At 70.8% G+C, this 13,691-nt stretch carries 19 protein-coding genes; 5 read left to right on the top strand and 14 right to left on the bottom strand.

What is annotated here, in order from left to right; genetic code table 11:
- Positions 1–22: 22 nt before the first annotated feature.
- On the bottom strand, positions 23–625 hold the full coding sequence (locus AB0O21_RS00930) for a TIGR04222 domain-containing membrane protein (RefSeq protein WP_365164566.1): 603 nt from the start codon (positions 623–625) through the stop codon (positions 23–25).
- Positions 594–1,709, bottom strand: a complete 1,116-nt coding sequence (locus AB0O21_RS00925; RefSeq protein ID WP_365164563.1) for an FAD-dependent monooxygenase — start codon at positions 1,707–1,709, stop codon at positions 594–596. Before AB0O21_RS00925 ends, AB0O21_RS00930 begins: the two co-directional genes overlap by 32 nt.
- 172 nt (positions 1,710–1,881) lie before the next feature.
- Here AB0O21_RS00925 and AB0O21_RS00920 point away from each other — a divergent pair, with 172 nt between their 5' ends.
- Complete coding sequence (locus AB0O21_RS00920) at positions 1,882–2,862, top strand: TetR/AcrR family transcriptional regulator C-terminal domain-containing protein (protein WP_365164560.1); 981 nt, start codon at positions 1,882–1,884, stop codon at positions 2,860–2,862.
- 26 nt (positions 2,863–2,888) lie between these two features.
- Here AB0O21_RS00920 and AB0O21_RS00915 read toward each other — a convergent pair whose 3' ends face one another.
- The 8 genes from AB0O21_RS00915 to AB0O21_RS00880 form a co-directional block, all read right to left on the bottom strand.
- Complete coding sequence (locus AB0O21_RS00915) at positions 2,889–3,311, bottom strand: hypothetical protein (RefSeq protein ID WP_365164557.1); 423 nt, start codon at positions 3,309–3,311, stop codon at positions 2,889–2,891.
- 69 nt (positions 3,312–3,380) lie between these two features.
- Positions 3,381–3,821, bottom strand: coding sequence for a hypothetical protein (locus tag AB0O21_RS00910; RefSeq protein ID WP_365164555.1), 441 nt, complete (start codon positions 3,819–3,821; stop codon positions 3,381–3,383).
- Between the two features lie 72 nt (positions 3,822–3,893).
- Positions 3,894–4,724, bottom strand: a complete 831-nt coding sequence (locus AB0O21_RS00905) for a helix-turn-helix transcriptional regulator (protein WP_365164553.1) — start codon at positions 4,722–4,724, stop codon at positions 3,894–3,896.
- Entirely contained in the window at positions 4,721–5,248 is a 528-nt protein-coding gene (locus AB0O21_RS00900) for a DUF6879 family protein (RefSeq protein WP_365164551.1), read from the bottom strand. Before AB0O21_RS00900 ends, AB0O21_RS00905 begins: the two co-directional genes overlap by 4 nt.
- Positions 5,232–5,423, bottom strand: coding sequence for a hypothetical protein (locus AB0O21_RS00895; RefSeq protein ID WP_365165409.1), 192 nt, complete (start codon positions 5,421–5,423; stop codon positions 5,232–5,234). The genes AB0O21_RS00900 and AB0O21_RS00895 overlap by 17 nt, the downstream gene beginning before the upstream one ends.
- Before the next feature lie 112 nt (positions 5,424–5,535).
- Entirely contained in the window at positions 5,536–5,760 is a 225-nt protein-coding gene (locus AB0O21_RS00890; RefSeq protein ID WP_365164548.1) for a glutaredoxin domain-containing protein, read from the bottom strand.
- 11 nt (positions 5,761–5,771) lie between these two features.
- Positions 5,772–5,951: a DUF397 domain-containing protein gene (locus AB0O21_RS00885; protein ID WP_365164545.1), complete on the bottom strand. Its 180-nt coding sequence runs from the start codon at positions 5,949–5,951 to the stop codon at positions 5,772–5,774.
- A 3-nt stretch (positions 5,952–5,954) separates the two neighbouring features.
- The gene (locus AB0O21_RS00880) at positions 5,955–6,836 is read right to left on the bottom strand and encodes a helix-turn-helix transcriptional regulator (protein ID WP_365164542.1); all 882 of its coding nucleotides are present in this window, start codon (positions 6,834–6,836) and stop codon (positions 5,955–5,957) included.
- Between the two features lie 207 nt (positions 6,837–7,043).
- On the opposite strand from AB0O21_RS00880, the gene AB0O21_RS00875 reads away from it, so the two are divergent.
- A complete protein-coding gene (locus AB0O21_RS00875; protein WP_365164540.1) occupies positions 7,044–7,475 on the top strand; it encodes an ATP-binding protein in 432 nt (143 codons plus the stop codon).
- Between the two features lie 10 nt (positions 7,476–7,485).
- On the top strand, positions 7,486–7,905 hold the full coding sequence (locus tag AB0O21_RS00870) for a PPOX class F420-dependent oxidoreductase (RefSeq protein WP_365164537.1): 420 nt from the start codon (positions 7,486–7,488) through the stop codon (positions 7,903–7,905).
- 38 nt (positions 7,906–7,943) lie between these two features.
- Here the strand turns inward: AB0O21_RS00870 and AB0O21_RS00865 are convergent, their stop codons facing one another.
- Complete coding sequence (locus AB0O21_RS00865; RefSeq protein WP_365164535.1) at positions 7,944–8,780, bottom strand: sporulation protein; 837 nt, start codon at positions 8,778–8,780, stop codon at positions 7,944–7,946.
- Positions 8,781–8,879: 99 nt separating this feature from the next.
- On the opposite strand from AB0O21_RS00865, the gene AB0O21_RS00860 reads away from it, so the two are divergent.
- On the top strand, positions 8,880–9,719 hold the full coding sequence (locus AB0O21_RS00860) for a sporulation protein (RefSeq protein WP_365164533.1): 840 nt from the start codon (positions 8,880–8,882) through the stop codon (positions 9,717–9,719).
- Positions 9,720–9,734: 15 nt separating this feature from the next.
- Here AB0O21_RS00860 and AB0O21_RS00855 read toward each other — a convergent pair whose 3' ends face one another.
- The gene (locus AB0O21_RS00855; protein WP_365164531.1) at positions 9,735–10,499 is read right to left on the bottom strand and encodes a hypothetical protein; all 765 of its coding nucleotides are present in this window, start codon (positions 10,497–10,499) and stop codon (positions 9,735–9,737) included.
- Positions 10,500–10,538: 39 nt separating this feature from the next.
- Positions 10,539–11,477 (bottom strand): GNAT family N-acetyltransferase, encoded by a 939-nt coding sequence (locus tag AB0O21_RS00850; protein ID WP_365164529.1) that lies wholly within the window; start codon positions 11,475–11,477, stop codon positions 10,539–10,541.
- A gap of 331 nt (positions 11,478–11,808) precedes the next feature.
- Between AB0O21_RS00850 and AB0O21_RS00845 the strand changes: the two genes are divergently transcribed.
- Entirely contained in the window at positions 11,809–12,195 is a 387-nt protein-coding gene (locus tag AB0O21_RS00845) for a hypothetical protein (protein WP_365164527.1), read from the top strand.
- Between the two features lie 84 nt (positions 12,196–12,279).
- On the opposite strand, the gene AB0O21_RS00840 is transcribed toward AB0O21_RS00845, so the two are convergent.
- On the bottom strand, positions 12,280–13,686 hold the full coding sequence (locus AB0O21_RS00840; protein WP_365164524.1) for a dihydrolipoamide acetyltransferase family protein: 1,407 nt from the start codon (positions 13,684–13,686) through the stop codon (positions 12,280–12,282).
- Positions 13,687–13,691 lie beyond the last annotated feature (5 nt).

Here is a 13,691-nt window from a genome sequence, read left to right as displayed (position 1 = left end):
CACCGCCGCGCGTCCCAAGGCCTCAGTCACCTCCCCCGCCCCCGCCGCAGGCGCTCCCGCAGGACGCGGACCCGCCGTGGTCGTCGTCCCGGTGGTCCGCGCGGTCCAGGGCGCGGCCCATCCGGATCAGGGACCGGCCCAGCCCGCCGGGCAGCGGCTGCGCCTGCTGGACGACCCGTCGCAGCAGGCGGTCCGGCACCGCGGGCGGCCCGTCGAAGACGTACGCGGGCCACGCGCCCGACGCCCGCGCCGCAGCCCGCTCCCGCCGGCCGGCCGCCGTGGGGCGGGAGCGGTGCCGGCCCAGCAGCCAGGCAGCGCGCAGCCGGCTCCGTACCTCCGCGACCTCCGGCCCCTCCGCCAGGGCGGCCAGCACCGACGCCACGCTCTTCCCGCGCGGGCACAGCGCGGTCAGGGCCCGCTCGACGGGATGCCCGTCGGCCGCCTGCCGCTCGGCCCGCACCCGCGGCCCCAGCACGGTGACCAGCCCGCGCTCCCGCAGGGCGAGCAACGCCACCTCGGCCACCCGCCGTCGCCCGCCCGCCAGGTAGGCGATCTCGTACAGATCCATGGGCGACATCTGAGCCTGTGCTGCGTCAGTCGTCCAGAGAAATGGCGTTCTTGGCACGCTCGACGGACTCCTCCGAGGCCGGGCCGCCCGGGTTCTCGGTGGCCAGGGCCTGGTTGGCGGCGACGAAGGGCCGCATCCGGCGCTCGTAGTCCGCGAAGGCCGCCCGGTGGTCGCCGGCGGGCGCCTTCGCGAGGGAGTCGGCCAGTACGTAGGCGCCCACGAGGGCCAGGCTGGTGCCCTGCCCCGAGAGGGGCGACGGGCAGTAGCCGGCGTCGCCGAGCAGGGCCACCCGGCCGCGCGACCACTCGTCCATGCGGATCTGGGCCATGGCGTCGCAGTAGAAGTCCGGCGCCTTCCGCGCGGCCTCCGCCAGCCGCGCCCCTTCCCACCGCAGCCCCTCCAGCTTGCCGACGACCAGCTCCCGCAGGGCCCCGAGGTCGCGCCCCAGGCCGTCCGCGAGCGGGGCGGACGCGAAGCCGAAGGCGACCCTGAGCTCGGTGTTGTCGCGCACCGGCATGATCCCGAAGCCGGCGTCGCCGTCGCTCAGCCACATCTGCCAGTCATCCAAGCCGAGGAAGTTCTCCGCGCCGAACACCGAGAGGTAGCTGCCCAGGTGGTGCGAGAACCGCTCCTCGGGGCCGAAGGCCAGCCGCCGCACGGTGGAGTGCAGCCCGTCCGCCCCGATCACGAGGTCGAAGGTGCGGGAGGCGTGGCGCGCGAAGTCGACCCGCACGCCCGTCTCGTCCTCGTGGAGCGCGGTGACGGTGTCGTCGAAGAGGTACTCGACGTCCTCCCGCGTGTGCTCGTACACCAAGCCCACCAGGTCGTCGCGCAGCACCTCGATGTCCTCGCTGTCGAGCCGGCCGCTGCTGAAGGTGGCCTCGGTGGAGCGGTGGACCTCGTTGCCCTCGGGGTCGAGGACCGACATCCCGCGCATCCGCGTCCGTACGCTGCTCGCCTGCTCCAGCAGGCCCGTCCGCCGCATGACGTCGAGCGCGACGCCCCGGATGTCCACGGCCTGCCCGCCGGGGCGCCGGCCGGGGGCGCGCTCGACGACGGTGGGCCGGAAGCCGTGGCGGCGCAGCCAGTGGGCGAGCACGGGACCGGCGATTCCGCCGCCTGAGATGAGTACGGTCTGCATGGGTTGGTCCTCCGTCGCTGTGCGGGTCCGTACGGCGTACGCACTGAACGTACGGGCCCACGCACCCCCCTTCAACTGCCCAAACAGCAAACCTGTACTAGGGCAGACGCCACCCGACCGACATCGCCGCTGCTACCCTCTGCACTAGTACAGGACAGGGAGGCGGCAGGACGTGACGAAGGCCACACCCCCGGCGGGGGATCCGCCCTACCTGCGCATCGTCGCCGCCGTCCGGCAGCGCATCGCCGACGGCGAGCTCGGCCCCGGAGACCCGGTCCCCTCGACGCGCGCGATGGCCCGCGACTGGGGCGTCGCGCTCGCCACCGCCACCAAGGCGCTGACCACCCTGCGCCTGGAGGGCCTCGTCGAGACCCGCCCCCGCACCGGCACGGTCGTCGCCGGAACGGTGCCCGCCCCACAACCCCGCCGACGCCCGTCACCGGCCCCGGATCCCGAGCGGGAGCTGACCCTCGACCGGATCGTCCGCACCGCCATCGAGATCGCCGACACCGAAGGCCTGGCCGCGCTCTCCATGCGCGGCATCGCGGGCCGGCTCGGCGTCGCGCCGATGTCGACGTACCGGTACGTACCGAGCAAGGAGGACCTCGTCCTCCTCATGGCCGACGCGGCATTCGGCGAGGAGACCTACCCGGCCGACGCCCCCGAGGACTGGCGCTCCCGCATCGAGATGAGCGGGCGGACCCTGTGGCGCCTGTACCGGAAACACCCGTGGCTGGCCCAACTGGGCTCCCTCACCCGCCCGTTGCTCGTACCGAACCTGATGGTCCACGGAGAATGGGTCCTGGAGGCCCTCGACGGGCACGGCCTCGACCCGACCACGGTGTTCGACATCCACGTGCTGCTGTTCAGCCACGTCCAGGGCCTGGCGGTGCACCTGGAGATGGAGGCGCACGCCGAAGCGGCGACGGGCCAGTCGGAGGAGCAGTGGATGGACAGCCGTGCCGAAGCCCTCGGCGAACTGGTGGAGTCCGGCCGCTTCCCGGCCTTCGCCAAGACGGTCGGCGCGTTCGAGAACGGCTACGACCTGCGCCTGGACGCCCTCTTCGACTTCGGCCTGCGGGCCCTCCTCAACGGCCTGACCCCCGTCATCGAAGGCCGGCGGCCTCCCGGAACCGGCGGGGCCTCGGACTGACCACGGCGGAGTCGGGTCCGCTCTGACTACGCCTGGTAGACCGGCTCGTACGCAGCCACCTGGTCCGGGGTGACCTCCTCCACGGTCAGGGCTCCCGTCCAGAGGTGATCACGATTGCAGTACCCGCCGAGGTCTGCGCACTTCCCCCGCACGAGCTTCCACGTCCCCTGGGGCAGCTTCACGACCACATCGCTCCCGCAGATGAACGAGCGGTTCGCCTGCGCCATGATCCATCGCGCGTGTTCGCCGTCCCCGTCGGAGGGACGGCACATCGTCCGCGCCATCTGCCACAACCGACCCCACTCGACACCCGGGCTCAGAGGGCCGACTACCGCGACTTCGCCGAGGTTCCGCGCATCGAGCGAGTGGGTGGCGTAGCCGAAGACGGAGCCGAACATCCGGAACAGCGTGACACGGCTCCGCCCGGCCAGAGTCTCTTCAACTGACATGCGCTATACCTCTGTTCGGGGTGAACCCCGGGCGCATTGGCCGCACCCGGGGCTCTCCTTCGAGCCGGATCAGCAGCCGTCGCCGTCGCCGCAGCAGGCCGGCGGGTTGCACTCCTTCGCGGCACCCCACAGCCGCTCGTCCACGAAGAACCCGGCCGCCTTGATGCGCTCCGCGACGGAGCCGATCAGGGGGCGGGTGCGGACGGCGGCTTTGGGCTCGTGACCGAGGAAGTACCCGAACTGCTCCTCACACCACGCGGCGTACGCCTGTGTGTGGAGTACGAACGAGTGCCATCCGGGGTCGACGGTCTCGGACGGGGTCATGTCGAACGCACGGTCGTCGCCCATGACCTTGAGGAAGGCAAGCGCCTGGTCCATCACCCTCTCCGCCAGGACCCGTTCCTGCCCGTACTCCTCGGCGCAGAAGGCGGCCAGCCGCGCGAACAGCTCGGGCCGTACGAGGTCCCGTCCGCACCGCAAAGCGGTAGGGGTTTCCAGCGTCGTCGTCATCGTGAGACTCCCTCTCTCCACGGATGGGGGTGCTGTCGGCAGCCCATGCTGTCGGGAGCGGGCGACGAGGTTCTAGCCCATTTCCTGTTCTCGCAAGAATTCATCCCGGATGCCTTCGAGCAGCCCCCGCATCGCATCACCGGAAAGTCCTGCGGCAGCGAATCCGTCGAACTTCTTCACATAGAGAGCGACATCCCGAGGATCGGTGATAGCCAGCTCCGCGTGAATGGTTTCGACCGTCACCACCTTCTCATCTCGTATCACAAACGAATGGGCCGGTACGTCCAGTTGACCGACAGAAAGGGGGATGATTCGGATACTCACATTCGGCAGACGCGACACGGAGACCAGCCGGTCGAGCTGGGCAGCCATCATCACTGCAGGCACCATTCGCCACCGCAGGACGGACTCCGTGATAACGAATTGAAACACTTTGGCCGAGTCGTACAGCACCTGCTGCCTGTCGATGCGCGCGGCAATCGTACGAGACAGAGCCTCCTCCCCCAGATCCTTCCGCGCCAGGATTGCGCGCACATACTCAGGAATCTGCAACAGACCCGGAATCAGCGCGGGCTGAAACAGCTTGAGAACGGCCATAGACTCGTCCAAAGCACGAATCTGATGCTGCTTCCTGTGGTATCCCAGTCGCCGGAACTGCCGCCACGCGACCGCCTCGGTCGCCGCTGCTCGCACTGCGGCCATGTACTCGGCCTTGACCTCATCGGATACACCTATGGCAGTCAGGATGCGTTCCACGTCCATGACGCCTGGCGACGTACGGCCGTTCTCAATCTTGCTGAGCTTGCTCGGAGACATGAGCGCGCCACGGGCGACAGCTTTGGCCTCCTTGCCGGACGCCTCTCGCAGCGCCCGTAGCGCGGCCCCCAGATCCGTTCTGTTCACGCTCCGTACTTTGCCCACCATTCAGAGAACGGCTCGGCGTGCGCCATAGCCACATCGCGATATGCAGTGAATTCGGCCACCCTGTCCTGGTCAACGAACTCAGATCCGAGATACTTGCCAGCCTTGTCGTAGCTCATGACCCCGCAGTTCTGATCGTCAAACAGCCAGAAGTCAGGAGCGTCAGGAATTGGATTCTCCCGCTCCGTGACGTCGAGAATATAGAACTCTTCACCGGCCTGCGCGTTGCGCTGATAACCCCACCCGAGTTCAAACTGCAGATACGGGGTCAGCGGCCGGGCAAGGATGTGGACGCGATACATGCGTTTACCCGCCTGCGTGGCCTTCCTCACGGTGGCCACCCAATCCGCCGCCTTGTACGAGGCGGGCTGGGGCTCGCCGGCCAGAAACGCCTGATAGGCCTCGACTCCTCCGGACCGGCTGTAGTCGTCCATGGTTTCCAGCCGGAACGCTTCGCCCTCGAATTCCTCGAACCACTCCCCGAGAGTCCTAGATGAGGTTGTCACGGACGGCCCTTCGAATCAGTTCGATGGGGATCTCCACGACCGTCTCGCGCCCAGGCAGCGTCAGGCCGTGGTCGGTTGGGGTCTCGCCCTGCACGAGCAGGGTCTGCCGGTCTGTCACGTACAACGTGGGGCAGTCCCCGTCATCGCACGAGCTGACAAGTTTCCGAACAAGCAAGGTGCCCCCTCTACCGGTTGCCATCCACGGATCGATCATCCCGAGCCCTGCTCATGACGTGCAAGGGACTGGGGTTTCCGTTACTGGAAACCGCTCTGCCGGGCCGGCGTGCTCAGCCGTGCAGGGCCTCCCGAACCTGGCCAAGGCTCGGATTGACCATGGCGGGGTGGTCGCCGACCACTACCGTCGGCACGGTCTCGTTGCCGTCGGCCACGCTCCGCACGAAGGCCGCCGCGTCGGGGTCCTTCCAGATGTTGACCTTCCCGTACGGGATCCCGGCCAGCCGCAGTTGCGTGCGCAGCTTGATGCAGAACGCGCAGCCGGGCCGCCAGTACACGGTGACTTCCTTCACCGCACCGCCCCGGCGAAGGCCGCCCACGCGGTGCCGGTGACCCGGACGACCGGCCCGGCCGTCTGCTTGCTGTCCCGGACGGCGACCGTCCCCGTCACGTTCATCGCCACCTCCACGCACTCGCTGTCAGCCTTGTCGTCGCTGTAGCTGGACTTCACGAACTCGAACTCGTTCACGGGCTACATACCTTTGCTGATGGCGTCGATCAGGTTCATGGAGTCGTGCGGCGAAAGACTCAGGCGGGACACCCGGGCGAAGGCCTGGCTGAACGCCTCGTTGCCTTCCGAACCCTCCACCCACACCTTAGCTGCGACGGTCTCGGCATAGGCCACGTCCAAAGCCCCGGGCTCGGCGAACGAGACGATGTTGAACGCACCTGATGCGCCATGGTGCGCTCCCGCGCGGAAGGGCAGCACCTGCACGTGGATATGGGGCCGTCTGGCCATCTCGGCCAAGTGGTTGAGCTGCCCGCGCATCACGTCCGGGCTGCCGATCTGCTGGCGCAACGCCGCCTCCCACAGCACCGCGTGGAACTCCAGGGGCGAGTCGCCCCACAGCCGCGCCTGCCGCTTGGTCCGTGACGTCACCAGCACCTCGATCTCGTCGGGGTGCGACCACTCGGACTTCACGCCCAATGCCCTGATGTACTCGGGGGTTTGGAGCAGGCCGGGGATGAGCGCGAGCTGCCACGTGCGGATGCGCGTGGCGACCTCCTCCATGGCGATGTACTCGGCCAGGTTGCCGACGAGGTGCATCTGCTGCCACCAGCCCTTGGCCTTCCGGCGCTCACGGTCGAGCCGGGCCAGGTCGAGCAGTCCACTGACGAACTTCGCGTCCGCGACTCCGTAGAACTCGCACAGCACACGGATGTCCGGGTCCCGCATGGGCACCCAGCCGCTCTCCATCTTCACGATCTTCGTCGCCGTGGCGCTGATCGCCTGCGCCGCCTGGAGCTGCGTCCTGCCCGCAGCCGCGCGCAACTTGTGCAGCTCCCCGCCCAGCCGGCGCCCCAGCACCGTCGACGTCCGGTTTCCCTGGCCCTCACGTGTTCCACGGTTCACCGGCTCAGTCTCCCGCCCCCGCGCGCAGGCGTCGACACCCCCGTAATCCGTACGGGGAATATATTCCCCGAACCGCTTGCCCCCAGAACTGGCAGCCCCCTACCGTCGGTGACGAACTGCTCACTGCACAGCGTCAGTTGGCGGAAGTGCACCGCGCTGCCCACAAGGCGCCGGCATGCCACCGCCCGCACAGGAGGTGCTCGGGAGATGGACAGGTACGACGTACGGAACTACCCGCCCCGGCAGGACTCGGTACCGGCGGCCCGGCGCCGGGCCGCGTGGCTCGCCGTGGCGTGGGGGTACCCGCACGCGGCAGCGGACGCGGCCCTGCTGACCAGCGAGTTGACCACCAACGCACTGCTCCACGGCTCGGTGTGGGACCGGTACCTCCGGGTGGAGGTGGAACTCCGCGGAGCAGTGCTCCGTATCGCGGTCACCGACCCGAAAGGCGAGCGGCGGCCCGAGCCGCGGGTGGCCGGCCACGACGAGCAGTACGGACGCGGCCTGCACATCGTGGGTGCACTCTCCGAGCGCTGGGGCGCCGCCGAGCGGGTCGTCGGGAAGACCGTCTGGGCCGAGCTGGCCATCGACGGCCCGACTTCGTCTAGTCGGAGAGCCGAATCCCGCACCGCCAACTAGCCTGGCCCGCATGACAATTGAGCTGAACGGCGCCGTGCGCCGGCTGCTGGACGCGCCCCACCCCGCCGTCCTGTCCACCCTCAACCCCGACGGCAGCCCCCAGAGTTCCGTGGTCTGGGTGAGCCGCGACGGGCACGACATCCTGATCTCCACCGAGCAGGGCCGCCGCAAGGAGCGGAACATCGTCCGGGACGCCCGGGTCGGCATCACCGTCTTCGACCTGGCCAACCCCTACCAGTACGCCGAGATCCGCGGCACCGCCACCGTCACCGAGGACACCGGCCGCGCGGTGGCCGTCCGCATAGCCGAGGAGTACCTCGGCCCGGGCGGCGGCAAGGAGTACGCGGAGGGCGCCGACGAGGCCGTACGGGTCGTCGTCCGCATCACCCCGACCAAGGTCCTCGGCAACGCCGCCCGCGCAGAGGGCTAGGGGGTGTCCGGCAGAACGCCCACCGCGCGAAAGCGGGCTCACCGCCTCCCGAGGCGGTCCAGGCCTGGGAGGTCGGCCAGCGCCTCGCGGACGCGGGCGCCGAGGTCGGCCTCGCCGACCTCGTGATGCGCGACGGGGAACCACAGCGCGGGGGGCTTCTGCTGCCAGCCGATCCTGTCCCGGTCCGCACGGCGTACGAAGACGAGGGCGCCGACCTGGCTGTTGACGAGGGACACCTCGATCTCCGCGAAGTCGTCGACCCCCCGGCCCGGGTCCTCCAGGTAGTAGTTCTGGAGCCAGGAGCGGCGCTGCTCGACGTACGGGGCGGTCTCGTCCGCCAGCTGTGCCTCGACGCGGCTGTACCCGTCGGCGAAGAACGCGTCCATCACCGCCTCGTGCAGCGGCGGCGCGGCCACGTGCAGGAAGTCGATGTCCTTCACCACGTCGGTCTCGCGGACGCTGACCGTGGTGACCACCGACAGGTCGATACCCATGGACCGGCCGCCGAGCTCGGTGACCGGGCACTCCCAGGGCAGCCGCCCGCTGAACCGGATCCGGTGCTCGGCGCCGGGCGCCACCTCGGCGGAGTTCTCCCAGCCGGCGGGCACGAGCCGGGCCACTTCCATCTCGCGCGTGGCACCGTACGTGGTCAGGGCCTTGGCCATGACCCACAGGTCGTAGCGGTCGACCTTCAGCCCCGTACCGCCGCCCCGGAACACGACCTCGCCATTGAGCCACTCGCCGGGCCGCGCGTCGACAGTGCCGATGACGGTGTCGATCTCGGGCGGCGCCTTGTCCTGAGCGGCGGCGGCCTCGCGCGTACCCCCGTCGTCCCCGCCCCCGCGCCCGAACCCCAAGAGTCTGAGCAGCCCCACCGTTTCCTCCCCTGTCGAGCCCCCAAAAGCCTAACCCGCGGCGGGGATCCGGCCTCCGGCTAGGCTCGTGCCCCAAGGCGTACGGGGAGGGGGCGGACGGTGGCATTCCGCAAGCTGTTCGAGGCGGGCGAGGAAACGATCGGGGACGGCGACGCGGGCGCCGACGGGCCCGAGATCGACAGCAGGATCAGCACCCGCACCCTCCGCCCGGGCGCCGAGGTCAGCGGCCGGCTGGTGATCCGCGCCGGGGCAGCCGACCTGCTGACCGAGGACATCGTCCTCCAGCCGGTCGCCACGATGTATCGGCGGAGTGGCGCGGTGATCACGGACCACCTGGCGTTCTTCCACACCGGGGGCGTCCGCTTCGCCATCCCGGCCGGCACGGAGCGGCAGATCCCGTTCGACGGGCGGCTCCCCTGGTACGCGCCGTTCACCGACTTCGACGGCCGGGCCCTCGGCATCGACTTCGCGCTGCGCACGCGCATCGCCCTGAAGGACGCCGCCGGAACCGTCCTCACCGACACCGACTTCCTCCACGTCGATCCGCTGCCGGCCGTGGCGGCGGCGCTCGACGCCTTCGGCGAACTCGGCTATCTGGAGCGGTACTCCCACCTGGTCAAGGACCAGATCAAGCACGCGGAGTCGTACTCGGAGGAGTTCCAGCCGGTCTTCGTCAGCGACCCGACCGGCGGCCGGACGGACTTCCAGGAGCTCGAACTCGCCTTCGATTCCAACCCGGTGGGCACGATCTGTTACGTCCGCGCCGCCGCGCCGGACGTCTTCGAATGGGACCGCAAGCCCGGCACGGTCTGGTTCCCGGTCGCCCACCACGAGGTGGGCAGGGCGGACGTGACGGCCCGCGCGGCGAAGGCGCTCGAGGAGCTGGCGGACTTCTACCGCCGCTACCCGAAGAAGGCCCACCCGCGCGGAAACTCGTGATCCGCCGGACAAAACCTAAGGCAGCTCCGGCCGTACCGCCGCCCACACGTCCACCGCCTCCGCCAGCGGATCGTCCTCCGCGAGGTGTGGCCGTACGAGGACCAGCCACGGGATCAGGAACTTGATGCGCCGCAGGTGCAGGATCTCGGCCGCGGGGAGGTCCCGCCAGATCCGCCCCCGCTCCGCGGCCTCCCGCGGGGTCAGGTCGATCAGCGCGAGCAGCTCCCGGCACAGCGCCGCCGGGTCGCCGCCGCGCTCCGGGCCGAAGGTGCGGATCAGGTAGCCGCGTACGTAGGCCACCTCGGGCGCCCGGGCCAGGTCGCTCGTCCCCTCGGCCCGCGCGCAGCGGTACACCGCGGCCAGCGCCACCCGGCCCCAGCGCAGGCGGGTCTCGTCCGGCAGGCGCTCGTCCTGCATGCGCGAGCCGGCCATGACCCGCAGGGGCCGCGGGGCGGGCTCGTCGAGCAGCGGCGGGTCCGTGGCCAGCCAGGCCTCCAGGTCCGGCAGTGTGTGCCCGTCGGGCGGGACCGAGGTCAGCACCTGGCCCCGGCTGAGCAGCGCGACCACGGCGCCCGTGAGGTGGACCTTCGCGGTGTGCCCGGCGTCGAAGAAGGCGACGGGCCGCCCGTACCGCTCGATGCGGCGCAGCCAGAGCCGGAGCTCCCCGACGGCGAAGACCTGCCCGGCCCGTGCGACCCCGCCGACGCAGCGGACGACGCACACGCCGCCCGTGACGTCGGCCTCCTCGACGGAGTACACCTGCAGTTCGGCGAATGGCACCCCGGACCCCCCTCCCGGCGCGAGGCTACCTCTCCGGGCTCACGCCCCGGACGGCACCTCCAGGACCAGGCGGATCTCGCTGACGCCGTAGCCCGCGCGGTCGAAGGCGGCGGCCATCGGGGCGTTGACGGTGTCGGTGGTCGCGGTGATCCGCTCGGCGCCCTCGGCCGCGTGGAAGCGGGTGATCTCGCCGAGGATCTCGTCGATCAGGCCCTTGCCGCGCTGCTCCGGTACGACGCCCAGGTAGCCGACGTTGCGGTGGTACGGGGTCGCCGAGGGGATCGCCATGCCCGCGAGGGTGCCGTCCGGGAGGTGGGCGAGCCGCCACCAGGAGCGCTCGCCGGGGCAGTCGAGGTAGAACTCGATGTCCTCGCGGGCGAGCTGCTCCGCGTCCATCGTGCGGAGTTCGGCCTGCGTGTGCTGGTCGAGGCTGCCCTCCGAGAGGCGGACGAAGGCCTCCAGGAACTCCTCGTCGGTGCCCTCCCGGAAGACGAGCCGGCCGGTGGGCTCCGGCGTGCCCGCCTCGGGGGTCCACTCGTAGCGCAGCCGCTCGATCGCGCTGCTCAGGCCGGTCCGGATGCCGGCTTCCAGGCGCCAGGTGATCGCCCCGAGCAGTTCGGGGCGCTCCCGCCAGTCGGCGGGCAGGGTCATGTTGTACAGCGGGCGGTTGCCGAAGGCCTCGTGCCCGGCCGCCAGCAGTGCGGCGGCGACACCGGGCTCGTCGGACACCGTGGACCGCACCTGGAGGCAGTCGAGCGCGATCGGCCGCTCGCTGTCGGCGCGCCCCCACCACAGGGCGCGGGCCAGGATCTCGCCGTCCTCGTCCTCGGCGAACCAGATCCACTCGGGGCGCATCCGGTTCTCGGCGAGCTCCTCGCGGATCTTGTCGGCGGTCAGGGCGGCGACGGGCTCGTCGGCCGGGTAGGCCAGGGCGCGGTCGATGTCGGCGGGGTCTGCGGTGGCAGCGCGAAAGAACATCCGGCGATGATCACACGGCACCGGCCCCCTGCCCAGGCGTTTTCGTCCGGCCCGCTGCCCGGGTCCCCCGCCCGCGAGAGCACCGAAATGGTCGCGCCAACTGCCTGCGTGCGGCCGGTCCGGCGGAGGTTTCCGTCCGCTGCCGGCGGCAGGGCACTGGCCAGCGGTATAGGCCCTCGGAAGGGTCACCGCGGGCCGGTAATGGTTCGGGCCAATGCGTGCCCACGGGGCGGGCAGTTCACCGCGACGCGCATCGATCAGCGGCGCGAGTAGCTAGTTTGACTTTGCGTCAGGGAGCGATCAGCGACCCTGCACCCTCTTGGGAGGTACCGTGATCAGCACGATCTCGTCTCGCAAGCGCCACACCTTCGGCAGTGCCCTCGCCGCCGTCGGCCTCGCCGCCACCGCACTCGTGGTGACGGCTCCCGCCGCGAGCGCCGGAAGCTCGGGCGTGCTCGCCTGCAACCAGAACTGGTCCATCAGCTCGAGCCAGGGCTACGCCAACGGCCAGTGGTGCGACGGCAACACCCGTGTCACGGGCACCGTCCACGACACCAATGCGGACGGCCGCTGTCCGTTCGTGCGTGGGTACCTCTCGGGCGGCGGCTACCACGACAGCGCCTGGGCCGGCCCCAAGGGCGACTCCTCGCCGGTGAACCTCTACGCCCCGTCGGGCAGGACCTTCACCTCGGTGCAGATGAGCTACATCACCTGCTGATCCGCCGATCCGGGCGCGGGCGGACCCGCGCGTGCCCTCCCACCGGCCCGTGGGCGGCGGGAGGGCACGCGTGCGCGCGTCCGGTCAGGACCAGGTGATCAGGCGGCGGGGGTGTTCCAGGACCGCCGCGATGTCGGCCAGGAAGCGGGAGCCGAGTTCGCCGTCGATGAGGCGGTGGTCGAACGACAGGGCCAGGGTGGTGACCTGGCGCGGCTTCACCTTGCCCTTGTGGACCCACGGCTGGAGCTTGATCGCGCCGACCGCGAGGATCGCGGACTCGCCGGGGTTCAGGATGGGCGTGCCGGTGTCGACGCCGAAGACGCCGACGTTGGTGATGGTGATGGTGCCGTTCTGCATGTCGGCCGGGGAGGTCTTGCCGTCGCGGGCCGTGGCGACCAGCGAGGACAGGGACTCCGAGAGCTCGCCGAGGGTCTTGGCGTGGGCGTCCTTGATGTTCGGGACGATCAGCCCGCGGGGGGTGGCCGCCGCGATGCCCAGGTTGACGTAGTGCTTGAGCACGATCTCCTGGGCCGCCTCGTCCCAGGACGCGTTGACGTCCGGGTTGCGGCGGATGGCCACCAGGACCGCCTTGGCGATCAGGAGCAGCGGGTTGATCCGCAGACCGGCGAGGTCCGGGTCGTCCTTGAGCTCCTGGACCAGCTTCATCGTGCGGGTCACGTCGAGGGTGATGAACTCGGTGACGTGCGGCGCGGTGAAGGCCGAGCCGACCATGGCCTGCGCGGTCACCTTGCGGACGCCCTTGACCGGGATACGGGTCTCCCGCGCGCCGGGCTCGACCGCGAGGGCGGCCGGAGCCTGGGCCGGTGCGGCCGGAGCCGGTGCGGCCGGAGCCGGTACGGAGACCGCCGCCGGGGCCGGGGCGGCCTGCGGGGCGATGGCCGCGGCGGCCGCCGCGTGGACGTCCTCGCGGGTCACGACCCCGCCGTCCCCGGTGGGGACGACGGAGGCCAGGTCGATGCCGAGGTCCTTGGCGAGCTTGCGCACGGGCGGCTTGGCCAGCGGACGCTCACCGGCCGGCTGGGCCGGGACGGCGGGCAGCACCGGCGCGGCGACCGGGGCCGGAGCGGGAGCCGTGCCGTTCTGCGCGGGCGTCCCCACGACCGCCTTGCGCGGGCGGCGCTTGGTCGATGCCTCGGAGACCCCGTAGCCGACCAGCACGGGCTGGCGGGCGGGCGCGGCAGCGACGGCCGGGGCGGCCTCGGCGGCCACCGGCTCCGGCTCGGCGCCACCCTCGGTCCGTACCGAGATGATCACCTGGCCGACGTCGACCGTGACGCCCTCCTCGAAGAGGAGCGCGTGCACGACGCCGTCGAACGGGATCGGCAGCTCGACGGCCGCCTTCGCCGTCTCGACCTCGCAGACGACCTGCCCGTCGGTGACGGTGTCACCGGGCTGGACGTACCACTTGAGGATCTCGGCCTCGGTCAGGCCCTCGCCCACGTCGGGCATCTTGAATTCGCGGATGGTCATGAACG

This window comes from Streptomyces sp. NPDC091371 (assembly GCF_040684275.1).
Taxonomy (GTDB): domain Bacteria; phylum Actinomycetota; class Actinomycetes; order Streptomycetales; family Streptomycetaceae; genus Streptomyces.
The sequence above is the reverse complement of the archived record's forward strand: the minus strand, read 5'-3'. Positions and strand labels throughout refer to the sequence as shown.